Here is a 13,360-nt window from a genome sequence, read left to right as displayed (position 1 = left end):
CAAGCGGGGTTCTATCCGTCGAAAGAGGCGCAAAGCCCCGCAGTGTGGCTTAGGCCGCTGCGGTTTGAGCTTTGGCGATGTCTTTCTTGATTTTCAGCGCGTTCGCCGACAGCTCTTCGTCTTTCGCTTTCGCGAGGAAGGCGTCGAGGCCACCGCGGTGATCCACGGTGCGCAGAGCGGATGCGGAGATCTTCAGTTTGAAGGTCCGGCCGAGCGCGTCGGAAATCAGGGACACATCGTTCAGGTTCGGCAAGAACCGACGACGGGTTTTGTTGTTAGCATGGCTGACATTGTTGCCAGTCATCGGACCTTTACCGGTCAATTCGCAACGGCGCGACATGGTCTCGCTCCTTGTTTCAAGATCATCGTAGGGTGTGCCCGAATGGCGTTCCCTAGAGGATGGGCTAAAAAGATGAAGGGCGCGGCGAGGCCGAGCCCTGAATTTCGTCCGCTGTCCATAGGGGGGATTCAGCAAGCCGTCAAGCGATTCACCCGATACCCGTCGTAAAATCGTCATTCTTGGGGCCATCGTGCTGCGGTGTCGGCCCATCCTGCGCCCGATGGACCGCCGGATGCAGCAGCGCCAAGGCGGATTGGACCGCAAGCGCGGGTGTGGTCGTCCCGCTTGCCACAGAATCGCCCAGCCGCGCCACCGCATCGCGCACCGGCCCTGCCTGCGTCAGCTGCGCCAAAAGCGCAAGGCGCAGCTCCTCCATAAACCAGTGGCGGTTCTGGTTGGCGCGGGTCCGTGCCCAATGCCCCTGCGCGCGCCGCCAGTCGGCAAGCGTCCCCATCTCGGCCCAGGCCTGCGCCAGCCCGTCCTCTTGCAGCGCCGAAATCGCCAGCGCCTTGGGAAATCCGTCAGGATCTTGCGGGCGTTTGCGCAGCAATCGCAGCGCCGCGGCATAATCGGCGCGGGTCCGGTTCGCCGCCGCTTTCAGATCGCCATCCGCCTTGTTGACCAAAATGAGGTCCGCCATCTCCATAATGCCGCGCTTGACGCCCTGAAGTTCGTCTCCCCCCGCCGGCGCAAGCAACAGAACGAACAGGTCCGACATTTCGGACACCACGGTTTCGGATTGCCCCACCCCAACGGTTTCGATCAACACAACATCAAACCCCGCCGCTTCACAGAGCGCCACGGCTTCGCGCGTGCGCCGCGCCACACCGCCCAGTTCGGTTTGCGACGGCGAGGGCCGGATGAACGCGCCAGCTTCGCGGCTCAGCAACTCCATGCGCGTCTTGTCGCCCAAAATCGAGCCGCCCGACCGCGCCGACGAAGGATCGACCGCCAGCACCGCCACCTTCAGCCCCTCGCGCACCAACGCCATGCCGAAACTTTCGATGAAGGTCGATTTCCCGACCCCCGGCGTGCCCGAAAGCCCGATGCGCAACGCCTCACGCGGCGAGGCTTGCGCGGCTTTTAGCGCCTCCAGCAGCGCGGCGGCCTGCACACGATGATCGGCGCGCGCGCTTTCGACCAACGTGATCGCCTTGGACAAAGCGCGGCGCTGACCGTCCAGAATGCCATCGCAGAGGGTCTTGGTATCCATAAGTCATCCTTTGGCTGCGGGATGTGCCCTTGATGCCTGATCCGCGCGCACCCTGTCCAGCGCGGCTTTGGGCGCACGGAATGCTGCGTGTTTTCTTGCAAAAAACCTGCATCACACCGCGCAGGCGCTTTTCAGCATCGCCGCCCTGCGCGATAAGACAGCCATGAGATTACCGATCGAAGCCGTGCTGGACGATGTCGTTGCAGCCGTCAAAACCCACGGGCGCTGCGTGCTCATGGCGCCCCCCGGTGCGGGCAAGACCACCCGCGTGCCACTGGCGCTTTTGCCAGCCGTACAGGGGCGCATCCTGATGCTCGAGCCGCGCCGTCTGGCCGCGCGCGCCGCCGCCGAACGCATGGCCGCCACCTTGGGCGAACCTGTGGGCCAAACGGTTGGCTACCGGATGCGCGGCGCGGCCAAAGTGTCCAAAGACACGCGGATCGAGGTCGTGACCGAGGGGATCCTCACGCGCATAATCCAGTCTGACCCCGAACTGGCGGGCATCGGCTGCGTGATTTTCGACGAATTTCACGAACGCTCGCTCAATGCCGATCTGGGCCTTGCGCTGGTCTGGGAGGTGCGCGGCGCGCTGCGCGACGATCTGGCCGTCGTGGTGATGTCGGCAACGCTCGACGCCGGACCTGTGTCGGCGCTACTCGACGCGGCCCCCGTTGTCATCAGCGAGGGCCGCGCCTTTGATGTCGAAACCCGCTGGCTCGACACCCCGACCCCCAAAACCACGCGCCTCGAACAGGCGGTGGCCGATCTGGTGCTCTGCGCGCTTGACGAGGCCGGAGGCTCCGCTTTGGTCTTTCTTCCCGGAGAGGGAGAAATCCGGCGCACCCAAGCCCTGCTCAGCGGACGCCTGCCCGCCGACTGCGTGCTGCGCCCCCTTTTCGGCGCCATGGACTTTGCCGCGCAGCGCGCCGCGATTGCCCCCTGCGAAACGGGACGCAAAGTCGTCCTGGCCACCGCCATCGCAGAAACCTCCCTGACCATCGAAGACGTGCGCATCGTCGTCGACGCGGGCCGCGCACGTCGCGCGCGCTTTGACGCAGGCTCGGGCATGTCGCGTCTGGTCACAGAAAGAGTGTCCAAAGCCGAAGCCGAACAACGCCGCGGCCGCGCAGGTCGCGTCGCCGCTGGCACCTGCTTTCGCCTCTGGACCAAAGGCGAGGAAGGCGCGCTCGCGGGTTTCCCGCCCGTGGAAATCGAAACCGCCGACCTGACCGGATTCGCGCTGGACCTCGCGCAGTGGGGCGCGCGCGAAGACGAACTGGCACTGCTGACCCCGCCCCACGCGGGGGCCCTCGCCGAAGCCCGCAGCCTGCTTGTCAGTCTCGGTGCCCTCACGCCAGAAGGGCGGATCAGCGATCACGGCAGAGCGCTCGCCGCGCTCCCCACCCACCCGCGACTGGGCCACATGCTGAGCGTGGCAGGCGCGCAAGCGGCCCCCCTCGCCGCCCTGCTCGGCGAACGCGACATCCTGCGCGGCGCGGGCAGTGACCTGGACCTGCGCCTGCGTGCGGTGCACACGCAGGACCGCGCGGCAGATCGCGCCGGACTCGAGCGCATTCGCCAGGAGGCAAAACGCCTGCGCAAAGGGCTGGCGCAAACCGCACCGCTGTCAACGGGCGCGATGCTGGCGCTGGCCTATCCCGACCGCATCGGCTTGCGCCGCAAAGGCGATGATCCGCGCTATATTCTGTCGGGCGGCAAAGGCGCCGCTCTTGACGCCCAAGACGCGCTGGCGGGACAGCGCCTGATCGTCGTCGCCGACACCGACGGCCATCCGCGCGAAGCCCGTGTGCGCATGGCCGCGCCAATCACCGAGGCCGAAATCCGAACGCTTTTCGAGTCGCAGATCGCATGGCAACCGGTCTGCGAATGGTCCAAACGCGAGGGCCGCGTGGTCGCGCGCAAACGTGAAACCTTCGGCGCGCTGGTGCTGGATGACCGCACCTGGCCGGATGCGCCGAAAACCGAAATCGCGCGCGCCGCCCTCGACGGCATTCGCCAGATCGGCCTGCCCTGGTCGGAGAGCGCCCGCCGCTTTGCCGCCCGCGTCACCCTGATGCGCGGCACAGGCATAGCCTTTCCCGACATGAGCGACACCGCCCTCATGGCCGATCTGGACTGGCTTCTTCCCTACCTCAAAGGCGCAAAATCCGAAGCCGCCCTACGGGCCCTCGACATCACCCAAGCGCTGCACAGCCTTCTCGACTGGTCCCAAACCCAAACGCTGGAGCGCGACGTCCCCGCGCAATTCACCACCCCGATGGGGCGCCAAGTGCCCATCGATTACTCCGGCGACGCCCCCGAAATCACCGTCCGCCTGCAAGAAATGTTCGGCACCACCCGTCACCCAAGCGTGGGCCCCAACCGCGTGCCGCTGAAAGTCACCCTGACCTCTCCGGCCCAAAAGCCGCTTCAGGTGACAATGGATATTCCCACCTTCTGGAAAACCTCCTACACCGACGTGCGCAAGGATATGCGCGGGCGCTATCCCCGCCACCCCTGGCCCGAAGACCCGAGCGTCGCCGACCCGACCCTGCGCGCAAAACCGCGCGGCACCTGAGGGTTTCTTTCGGATAAAAATACCCAAAAGAAAACGGCCCGCAGATTTCGCTGCGGGCCGTTTTGGTGATGATGATCCGGATCAGAAGCTTTTCAGACCGGAGCCCCACGGGCCGTGGTGGTGGTCTTTGCCGTCCACACGATCAAACCCGTGCGCCCCGAAGAAATCGCGCTGCGCTTGCACCAGATCGGTCGTGCCACGGCCTTTGCGCATCGTGTCAAAAAACGCCAGCGCCGCAGAGAACGCCGGCATCGGCTGACCTTTGAGCGCCGCCGCCGCCACAACGCGGCGCAACGCGCCCGAGGCGTCTTTCATCTTTTCGGCAAAGCCATCGGCAAAGATCAACTGGCCGTTTGGCAGACCTGCGCGCGCCGCAGAGGCCATTTCATCCAGCATCGACGAGCGGATGATGCAGCCCGCGCGCCATACTTCGGCGCAGCGGCCCAGATCGAGGTTCCAGTCATATTCTTTGGAGGCGGCATCAAGCAGCGCGAACCCTTGGGAATAGGCGATGATTTTTGCCGCCAGAAGCGCCTGTTCGAGATCGGCGTCGAGAATGGCATGGGCACCGCCCTGCACCTCGAGACCCGCATAGATCTTTTCGCCCGCCTCGCGCGCCTCTTTCGCCGCAGACCAACCGCGCGCACCAACGGCCGCTTCGATGGTCATCGGGCTTTCGCCCAGCGTCAGCGCCTCGATCGCTGTCCAGCGACCCGTGCCCTTTTGCCCGGCCTTATCGACGATCATATCGACCATCGGCCCACCGGAAATCGGATCGCTCGCCTGCAGCACATGGGCGGAAATCTCGACAAGGTAGGAGGCCAGCGGCCCTGCGTTCCATTCCTCGAACAGCTTGCCAATGTCGCCCGCCGAGCGGCCATCCATGTCGCGCAGGATGCCGTAGACTTCGGCAATCATCTGCATGTCAGCATATTCGATGCCGTTATGCACGGTCTTGACGAAATGACCCGCGCCATCGGTGCCAAGGTGATCGGCGCAGGGGCTATCTTGATACTTTGCCGAGATCGCTTCAATGATGTCGCGAATGACCTCGAAAGACGCCGGATCGCCGCCGACCATGATGGCCGGACCGTGGCGCGCGCCTTCTTCACCGCCCGAGACACCCATGCCGATAAAGTTCAGCCCTTCTTCTTTCAGGGCAGCTTCGCGACGACGGGTGTCGTGGAAATTCGCGTTGCCCGCGTCGATGATCATGTCGCCTTTTTCAAGGTAGGGCTTGAGGCTGTCGATCACGCTGTCTACCGGCGCACCGGCCTGGACCATGATGATGATCGCGCGCGGCGTTGTCAGCGAAGCACAGAGCGTCTCGACCTCGTGGCAGGGCGTCAGCTGGTCGGCCAGCGCGCCCGCATCGGCCATAAAGTCGTCCGTATGCGACGTTGTACGGTTGTAAACCGCAATCGGAAACCCGTTTTCCGCAATATTCAGGGCAAGGTTCGCCCCCATGACACCAAGGCCGACAAGGCCGATACGTGCTTTGCTCATGCAACTTCCCCTTTGCAATGTTAGCGCCATAGGTGCCTTCAAATTGACCGATGTTCAACCCGTGAGCGCATGCTGCTGTTGAAAACTTGATTTTAACGATTAGTTAAGTCATTAAGGTTTACCTAAAAACAAGAAACGATTTAGACAGGTTCCGGTTCGATGTCACCGCTTCTCAAAGCCGCGTGGAATGACGTGGTCACCCCGCTCTTTCGCCGCCCGCCCATGGTGCAGGTGGCTGCGCTGTGCTGGCGCGAACGCAAGGGCGGGATCGAAGTGGACGGCGACAGCCGCGAGATTCTGCTGATCACCTCGCGCGAAACCAAACGCTGGATTCTGCCCAAAGGCTGGCCGATCGACGGCAAGAACCTTGCGCAGGCCGCCGCTCAGGAAGCCTGGGAAGAGGGCGGCGTGCGCCCCGCGAAAGTCGCCACCCGTCCTGCGGGGCAGTTTCGCTATTTCAAAACCCTGGGGTCCGGCGCGCAGGCCCAGGTGGACACGATGGTGTTTCTGATCGAAGTGGACGAGGTCCATCGCGACTTCCCCGAAGCCCTCGAGCGCAGCAGCAAATGGGTCTCGCCCGCCCGCGCCGCCCAGATGGTCGGCGAAGCGGATCTCAAAGACATCCTGCGCGACTTTTGAGCCGCCCGAAGGCGCAACGGCCTGAACCGACCTGCACCGGCCTGCGCATTTCACAAAATCTTTACCGCGTTTTCATCTGCCTGGCGCAGAGTGTCCGCCTGCACAGCTCACGCAATGTCAGACTTGAATGCGTCGGTCTGATCCGGTAGCTGGCTGGGTAAATGTAACAATTTGATGACGTTTTTGTAACACACCCTGTCGCGCGCCGCTGGATGGCACGCGGCCTGCCGTTTCAAAAACATCCCGCTCGGGCGGACAGGACGGCAGGAGAGACCGACGGTGCAACAATCCGACGACTACAAATGGAAGACGCTTGATCGCGATCTGGGCCGGATTTCGCAAGTGGAATACGCCACGCAATATGTTGCGCGCCCGATGGTCGGGCTTGGCATCGCGCTGGCGTTTATCGTGCTGGCCGCCTTGGGCGCGATGCTGGTATTCGGCTCGGAACCCGGATCGCTGGTAGTTGTCGCTGCGGCCGCCTTTGGCGCCTATATGGCCATCAACATCGGTGCCAATGACGTGGCCAACAACATGGGGCCCGCGGTGGGCGCCAAAGCGCTGACCATGGGCGGGGCGATTGTCATCGCCGCTCTGTGCGAAAGTGCGGGCGCGCTTTTGGCCGGTGGCGATGTTGTGTCCACCATTTCCAAGGGCATCATCGACCCTGCGGCCATGGCCGACACCCAAACCTTTATCTGGGCGATGATGGCCGCTCTGGTGTCCTCGGCGCTTTGGGTGAACCTTGCGACCTGGGTCGGCGCGCCGGTTTCCACCACCCATTCGGTGGTGGGCGGCGTCATGGGCGCGGGGATCGCCGCGGCCGGGTTTGCCGCCGTGAACTGGGTGTCGATGGGGCAGATTGCGCTAAGCTGGATCGTCTCGCCGGTGCTGGGCGGGCTGGTGGCAGCCGGTTTTCTCGCCTTTATCAAATGGCGCGTGATCTATGTTCCCGATAAAATCGAAGCCGCCCGTTTCTGGGTTCCGGTGCTGACCGGCGTGATGATGGGCGTTTTTGCGGTCTATCTGTCGGTGAAGGGCCTCAAGAAAATCATCTCGATTGACCTGCCCTTTGCCCTGCTGATCGGGGTGATCGTGGGCATTGTCGTCTTTGCCGCCTCGACCCCGCTGGTGCGCCGCCAATCGGAAGGACTGGAAAACCGCAACCGCTCCCTCAAAGTGCTGTTCGGCCTGCCTTTGGTCATTTCCGCCGGACTTTTGTCCTTTGCCCATGGCGCAAATGACGTGGCCAATGCGGTCGGCCCGCTCGCCGCCATCGTCCATGCCGAAGGCGTTGGCGCCTTTGCAGGCGAGGTCCAGATCCCGCTCTGGGTGATGATCATTGGCGCCTGTGGCATCTCCTTTGGTCTGGTGCTTTTTGGTCCCAAGTTGATCAAAATGGTGGGCAGCCAGATTACCAAATTGAACCCCATGCGCGCCTATTGCGTGGCGCTTTCGGCGGCGATCACGGTGATCGTGGCAAGCTGGCTGGGCCTGCCGGTCTCCTCGACCCATATCGCCGTGGGCGGCGTATTCGGCGTGGGATTCTTTCGTGAATGGCACGCCGAGCGGCGCGTGCGGCAATTGTCAAAGAACCGCCCCGAACGCATGATCGCCAAGGAAGAGCGTCGTCGTCGCAAGCTGGTGCGCCGGTCGCATTTCATGACAATCGTTGCCGCCTGGGTCTTTACGGTGCCCGCCGCCGCCGTTTTGTCCGGGGTGATTTTTCTGGCGCTGACCGGCCTGTTTGGCTGAGCATCCGCCCCTTCCGACCAACATAAAAAACGGCGCGCAAGACCTCCTTGCGCGCCGTTTTTCAGTCCCGCCTGTCGCGTGGCGAGGTCAGTTTTCGACGCAATATTTCATGATCGCCTTTTGCGCATGAAGCCGGTTTTCCGCCTCGTCGAAAATCACCGAAGCCGGACCATCCATCACCGAATTGGTCACTTCTTCGCCGCGGTGCGCCGGCAGACAGTGCATGAACAGCGCGTCGGGCTTGGCAAAGCCCATCAGCTTGCGATCCACGCGGTAGGGGCGCAGCATATTGAACCGCCGCTCGCGGGTGGATTGGGCGTCATGCATCGACAGCCACGTATCGGTGACGATCAGGTCGGCATCGGCAAAGGCCTTTTCGGCGTTGCGCTCGACCTCGACCTTCACGCCCTTCTTGCGCGCATCGTCCATAAAGCCGCGTTCAGGATCAAGCGCTTCAGGACCGGCAAAGGTGAAATCAAAGCCGAACTGCCCCGCAGCGTGGATGAAGCTGGCGCAAACGTTGTTGCCATCGCCCGACCACACGACCTTCTTGCCCCTGATCGGCCCGCGATGTTCCTCATAGGTGAGGATATCGGCCATGATCTGGCAGGGATGCGTGCGGTTGGTCAGCCCGTTGATCACCGGCACCGACGCATGTTCGGCCATCTCCAGCAGCGTCTGCTCCTCGAATGTGCGGATCATGATCATATCGACATAGCGCGACAGCACGCGGGCGGTGTCGGCAATGGTTTCGCCGTGGCCAAGCTGCATATCCGCGCCCGACAGGACCAGCGTTTGGCCGCCCATCTGGCGCACACCGACATCAAAAGACACACGGGTCCGCGTTGACGGTTTTTCAAAAATCAGCGCAACCATCTTGTCCTTGAGGGGCAGGTCAGCGTCGGGCGCGGCTTTGGGCAGGCCCTTGCGCGCCTCTTTCGTGGCGCGCGCCGTGTCGATCATCGCCCGCAAGTCATCAGGGGCCGTGGAATGGATATCAAGAAAATGGGTCATCGTTTACATCTTTGTCTTATGCCCTGCAGCGCATCCGGCGCCGGTCAGGGGAAATGGGAAAAACCTCACGAGGCCAGCGCGGTGGTCGCCTTGGCAGCCGCATCCAGGCGGGCCACGGCCTCGGTCAGGTCTTCGTCGGGAATGTTGAGCGCGGGCAACAAGCGCACCACGTTGTCGGCAGCGGGCACCACCAGCAGGTTCTGCGCATAGGCCTGCGCAACCAAACCGGCGGGCGCAGTTTTCAGTTTCAGCCCCAGCATCAGGCCCTGCCCGCGCACGCCCTCGAACAGATCGGGATAGGAGGCCACGAGACCTTCCAGCTTTTGGCGCAACAACCCGCCCTTGCGGTTCACTTCGGCCAAAAAGGCCGGATCGGATACGATTTCGAGCACTTTCAACCCGATGGCACAGCCCAGCGGGTTGCCCCCATAGGTCGAGCCATGGGTGCCTGCGACCATGCCGCTGGCGGCCTCCTGCGTGGCCAGAACCGCGCCCAGCGGAAAGCCCCCGCCGATGCCCTTGGCCGACATCATGATGTCGGGCGTCACACCCGCCCATTCATGGGCAAACAGCCGGCCGGTCCGTGCCACACCGCATTGCACCTCGTCGAAAATCAACAGGATGCCGTGTTCGTTGCAGATTTCGCGCAGCGCCTTGAGGTCTTGGTCGGGCACCGGACGGATGCCACCCTCGCCCTGGATGGGCTCGATCAGGATCGCGCCGGTGGTCGGCGTGACAGCCGCTTTCAACGCCTCGGGGTCGCCCCATTTCACCTGTTTGAACCCCGGCAACAGCGGCCCGAAGCCGCCGACCATCTTTTCGGACCCCGAGGCGGCAATCGCCGCAGAGGAGCGGCCATGAAAACAGCCCTCGAAGGTGATAATGTCGGTCTTTTCGGGGTGGCCTTTGTCATGCTGGTATTTGCGCGCCATTTTGATCGCAAGCTCGCAGGCCTCTGTGCCGGAGTTGGTAAAAAACACCGTATCGGCAAAGCTGCCCGCAACCAGTTTATCGGCGAGCGCCTTTTGCTGGGGAATCTGGTAGAGGTTGGACACATGCCACAGCGTATCGGCCTGTTCTTTCAGAACAGCGGCCAGTTCGGGGCTGGCGTGGCCCAGAATATTCACGGCAATGCCCGCACCCATGTCGAGGAATCGGCGGCCGTCCGCTTCGATCAGCCAGGAGCCTTCGCCTTTCACAAAAGAAAGCGGTGCCCGGTTGTAGGTCGGAAGAACGGACGAAATCATGGGTGTGGTCCTTTGAGGAATGCAGATCCAATGGGTGCCGTGGCACGCAGGATCTGTCAACGATATCAGGGTTATTTTCGAAGGTTGCGTGCCGATTTGGCACATTTGAACAGGAAAAGGCGCGCCAGGGACGGAGTCCGATGGCGGGATCAGGCGCTTTGGCGTCGCGATGCGGTCAAAGAGGCGGATGTGCTGTTCATGCCCCAAGCTCTAGCGAAGCGCCCGCGCGCTGTCAAAGACATTTGCGCATAAAGCGCACGCCTCAGACCAGCACCAAAACCGCCGTCAGCGACACGAAAGACAACATCGTCATCAGCGAATGCGCCAGAGCTGCCTCTTGGGGACGGCCATAGCTGCGCGCAAACAGCGGATAAAGCGTAAAGGCCGGCACAGCGGCCGCCAGAACGGCAGCCCGCGACAGAGTGGCCTCGTGAAACTCGAACCCGACAGAGGTCACGGCCAGCGCCGCGACCATCACCACCAGCGGATGCAGCAACAGTTTTCCAGCAACCGCCGCGACCACATAGGCGTTGATCCCGCGAAACGACAGGCCCACCAGCGTGCCGCCAATCACCAGCAAGGCCGGTGCGGCGGCGGCCTGCGCGATCAGGCTGACGGGGTTGAGGATGGCGTGCGGCACGGTGAGCCCCGAGAGCGAAACCGCCAAAGAGACCACCAGTGATATCATGATCGGGTTGGTCGCCATCCGGCGAAAAATCTTGCGCGCAAAGCTGCGCGCGCTTTCGCCCCGCCCCTGCGCTTGTTCAAGCATCGCGATTCCGAGCGGCATGATGATCAGGTTTTCCACCAACATGCAGAGCGCCAGAATCCGCCCGGCCACATCGGGAAAGGCCACCAGAACCACAGGGTAGCCGACGAACCCGGTGTTGCAGGCGCTGGTGCCGATACCGATCAGCGTTCCGTCCAGCGCGTCGCGGCGAAAGAGCCTGCGCGCAACCGAAAGCATGACAAAAAAGGTGAGGACCGAGCCGCCCCCATAGGCCAGCAAAAAGGCCGGGTCGAAAATTTCGCTGACCGAACGGGTGGAAACGGAGCGAAAAATCAGCGCCGGAAGCGCGAGGCGCATGACAAATTTCGTCAGGACTTCGTGGTCCGTGGCCGTGAAGAACCGCGCGCGGGTGGCAAAATAGCCGATAGCAATCAGCGCGAAAACGGTTCCGGTAACAGAGAGAACTTCGAACATGGGCACTCGGTTTTGCAAGGAGGAGGCGCGCCGTCACATCGTAACGCCCGCGCCGCAGAAAAGAGGCTTGGCCCCAAAGCGGGCCAACACGCGATGTCGATCCTTGGGGCGGGCCGTTTCAGGACTTCAAGCGCGTGCCAAGTGTGAACATCCGCCAGCAGGCGAAAACGATCGCCGCCGTGGTGGCGCCCACCACCGCAAGCCCCAAAAGCGGCGCACTGTCGGATTGACCGATGACGCCAAAGCGCACCCCGTCGATGAGGTAGAACACCGGATTCACATGGGTCAGGGCGCGAAACCACGCCGGAAGGGTTTCAACGGAATAGAACGTCCCCGACAAAAACGACAGTGGTGTGATCACAAAGTTGGTGATCGCCGCCATCTGGTCGAACTTTTGCGAATAGATCCCCGCGATGACCCCGATACCGCCCAACATCAAGGCCCCCAGCACCACAAAGGTCAGCGTGGCAAGCGGGTGCACCATCGGCAGGCCCACCGTGATCGCCAGCGCAACCCAGATGACGCTGGCCACCACCAGACCGCGCGCCACACCGCCGACCATATAACCGACCGTCAATTCGAGCGGCGAGAGCGGCGGCATCAGCGTGTCCACGATATTGCCCTGCACTTTGGACACCATGATCGAGGACGACGTGTTCGTGAAAGCGTTCTGGATCACCGTCATCGTCAGGATGCCGGGCGCCAGAAAATGCAAGAACGGCACGCCCATCACATCGCCGCGCGTTGGCCCGATGGCCAGCGCAAAAATGGTCAGGAACAGCGCCGCCGTGGCGAGCGGGGCCAAAAGCGTCTGGGTCCAGACCACGGTAAAGCGCAAAACCTCGCGCCGGATCAGCGACACAAGCCCCAGCCAGTTCCAGCGTCCAAAGCGGCGCACACCCATGGCAAGGCCCTGTTGGTCCCCCCCAAAGCCTCCGCCCGTCGGCTCTTGCGGGGCGGAAGAAGCGGAAGTGGTTTGCATCGGCGCTGTCATCTGGTAAATCCTTTTGGTCGCTGCTCCCTGTCTGGCGCGCGGACCGCTGCCCTCGGGTGCGGTGCGCTTGTAACTCGGGTTGCAGTGCTTAGAATAGAGTGTATCCGAATTTTCCCGAATACTGCGGTATTGCAGCAGTGCACGGGTCGCGAATGTGCCGGCAGGACAGGATCGTTCCTGCCGTGGAACCCAAAGATAATCTGGAGACGACATGTCCTGGACCGATGAACGCGTCGAGTTGCTGAAGAAAATGTGGGGCGAAGGCCAGTCGGCGTCGCAGATCGCCAAGGAGCTTGGCGGAGTCACCCGCAATGCGGTCATCGGCAAGGTGCACCGTCTGGGCCTGTCCAACCGCGCAGGCGGTGCTGCCCCTGCTGCGGCCGCCCCTGCTGCGCCCAAAGCTGCGCCTGCCGCCCCTGCTGCGGCACCAAAGCCCAAACCCAAGGCGGAGGCAAAACCCCGCCCGGCGCCCGAACCCGAAACCGCCAAGGCCGAGGACGACGACAACACGCCGCGCACCATGCCCGCCGTGCCTGCCGTGTCGACCCGCCGCCAGATCATTCCCGCAGGGCAACCTTTGCCGCCCCAACCCTCGGCCAATGAAATCAGCCCCGAAGCCCTCGCCAAGGTCAATGAAGTCGAGAAGAAAGCCAAGCGCATCAGCTTGATGGAACTCACCGAAAAGACCTGCAAATGGCCCATCGGTGACCCCGCGACCGAGGATTTCTGGTTCTGCGGTTTGGGCACACAGACTGGCAAGCCCTATTGCGAGGCACATGTTGGCGTGGCCTTCCAGCCGATGTCGAGCCGGCGCGACCGCCGCCGCTAAACGATCGCAGGTCCGGCAACGACCGGCCCTTTTTCACCGTT

General features: G+C 62.8%; 11 protein-coding genes. 4 read left to right on the top strand and 7 right to left on the bottom strand.

The window, feature by feature from the left end; genetic code table 11:
• Positions 1-49 precede the first annotated feature (49 nt).
• On the bottom strand, positions 50-340 hold the full coding sequence (gene rpmB / locus AQS8620_RS15480; RefSeq protein WP_085837929.1) for a 50S ribosomal protein L28: 291 nt from the start codon (positions 338-340) through the stop codon (positions 50-52).
• A 148-nt stretch (positions 341-488) separates the two neighbouring features.
• Positions 489-1,553 carry a methylmalonyl Co-A mutase-associated GTPase MeaB gene (gene meaB / locus AQS8620_RS15475; protein ID WP_085837928.1) on the bottom strand — a complete coding sequence of 355 codons (1,065 nt, stop codon included), beginning with the start codon at positions 1,551-1,553 and terminating at the stop codon, positions 489-491.
• A gap of 163 nt (positions 1,554-1,716) precedes the next feature.
• On the opposite strand from meaB, the gene hrpB reads away from it, so the two are divergent.
• The gene (hrpB, locus tag AQS8620_RS15470) at positions 1,717-4,131 is read left to right on the top strand and encodes an ATP-dependent helicase HrpB (RefSeq protein WP_085837986.1); all 2,415 of its coding nucleotides are present in this window, start codon (positions 1,717-1,719) and stop codon (positions 4,129-4,131) included.
• 81 nt (positions 4,132-4,212) lie between these two features.
• Here the strand turns inward: hrpB and gnd are convergent, their stop codons facing one another.
• Positions 4,213-5,637 carry an NADP-dependent phosphogluconate dehydrogenase gene (gene gnd / locus AQS8620_RS15465; protein WP_085837927.1) on the bottom strand — a complete coding sequence of 475 codons (1,425 nt, stop codon included), beginning with the start codon at positions 5,635-5,637 and terminating at the stop codon, positions 4,213-4,215.
• A gap of 159 nt (positions 5,638-5,796) precedes the next feature.
• Between gnd and AQS8620_RS15460 the strand changes: the two genes are divergently transcribed.
• Together AQS8620_RS15460 and AQS8620_RS15455 are read left to right on the top strand one after the other, a co-directional pair.
• Positions 5,797-6,276, top strand: coding sequence for an NUDIX hydrolase (locus AQS8620_RS15460; protein WP_085837926.1), 480 nt, complete (start codon positions 5,797-5,799; stop codon positions 6,274-6,276).
• A gap of 279 nt (positions 6,277-6,555) precedes the next feature.
• Positions 6,556-8,031, top strand: a complete 1,476-nt coding sequence (locus AQS8620_RS15455; RefSeq protein WP_085837925.1) for an inorganic phosphate transporter — start codon at positions 6,556-6,558, stop codon at positions 8,029-8,031.
• Between the two features lie 87 nt (positions 8,032-8,118).
• On the opposite strand, the gene argF is transcribed toward AQS8620_RS15455, so the two are convergent.
• The 4 genes from argF to AQS8620_RS15435 form a co-directional block, all read right to left on the bottom strand.
• Complete coding sequence (gene argF, locus AQS8620_RS15450; protein WP_085837924.1) at positions 8,119-9,045, bottom strand: ornithine carbamoyltransferase; 927 nt, start codon at positions 9,043-9,045, stop codon at positions 8,119-8,121.
• A 65-nt stretch (positions 9,046-9,110) separates the two neighbouring features.
• Positions 9,111-10,292 (bottom strand): aspartate aminotransferase family protein, encoded by a 1,182-nt coding sequence (locus tag AQS8620_RS15445; RefSeq protein ID WP_085837923.1) that lies wholly within the window; start codon positions 10,290-10,292, stop codon positions 9,111-9,113.
• Positions 10,293-10,554: 262 nt separating this feature from the next.
• On the bottom strand, positions 10,555-11,496 hold the full coding sequence (locus tag AQS8620_RS15440) for an AEC family transporter (protein ID WP_085837922.1): 942 nt from the start codon (positions 11,494-11,496) through the stop codon (positions 10,555-10,557).
• A 118-nt stretch (positions 11,497-11,614) separates the two neighbouring features.
• Entirely contained in the window at positions 11,615-12,400 is a 786-nt protein-coding gene (locus AQS8620_RS15435; protein WP_085837985.1) for an ABC transporter permease, read from the bottom strand.
• A gap of 301 nt (positions 12,401-12,701) precedes the next feature.
• Between AQS8620_RS15435 and AQS8620_RS15430 the strand changes: the two genes are divergently transcribed.
• Entirely contained in the window at positions 12,702-13,319 is a 618-nt protein-coding gene (locus tag AQS8620_RS15430) for a GcrA family cell cycle regulator (protein WP_085837921.1), read from the top strand.
• Positions 13,320-13,360 lie beyond the last annotated feature (41 nt).

It is taken from the genome of Aquimixticola soesokkakensis (assembly GCF_900172375.1).
Taxonomy (GTDB): domain Bacteria; phylum Pseudomonadota; class Alphaproteobacteria; order Rhodobacterales; family Rhodobacteraceae; genus Aquimixticola; species Aquimixticola soesokkakensis.
Note: the sequence above shows the minus strand (reverse complement) of the source record. Positions and strands in the feature narration are given on the sequence as shown.

Coding starts and splice junctions, on each gene's coding strand:
- hrpB (WP_085837986.1), top strand. CDS start 1,717: ATGAGATTACCGATCGAAGCCGTGCTGGACGATGTCGTTGCAGCCGTC.
- AQS8620_RS15460 (WP_085837926.1), top strand. CDS start 5,797: ATGTCACCGCTTCTCAAAGCCGCGTGGAATGACGTGGTCACCCCGCTC.
- AQS8620_RS15435 (WP_085837985.1), bottom strand. CDS start 12,400: ATGGGTGTGCGCCGCTTTGGACGCTGGAACTGGCTGGGGCTTGTGTCG.
- gnd (WP_085837927.1), bottom strand. CDS start 5,637: ATGAGCAAAGCACGTATCGGCCTTGTCGGCCTTGGTGTCATGGGGGCG.
- AQS8620_RS15440 (WP_085837922.1), bottom strand. CDS start 11,496: ATGTTCGAAGTTCTCTCTGTTACCGGAACCGTTTTCGCGCTGATTGCT.
- meaB (WP_085837928.1), bottom strand. CDS start 1,553: ATGGATACCAAGACCCTCTGCGATGGCATTCTGGACGGTCAGCGCCGC.
- AQS8620_RS15445 (WP_085837923.1), bottom strand. CDS start 10,292: ATGATTTCGTCCGTTCTTCCGACCTACAACCGGGCACCGCTTTCTTTT.
- AQS8620_RS15430 (WP_085837921.1), top strand. CDS start 12,702: ATGTCCTGGACCGATGAACGCGTCGAGTTGCTGAAGAAAATGTGGGGC.
- argF (WP_085837924.1), bottom strand. CDS start 9,045: ATGACCCATTTTCTTGATATCCATTCCACGGCCCCTGATGACTTGCGG.
- rpmB (WP_085837929.1), bottom strand. CDS start 340: ATGTCGCGCCGTTGCGAATTGACCGGTAAAGGTCCGATGACTGGCAAC.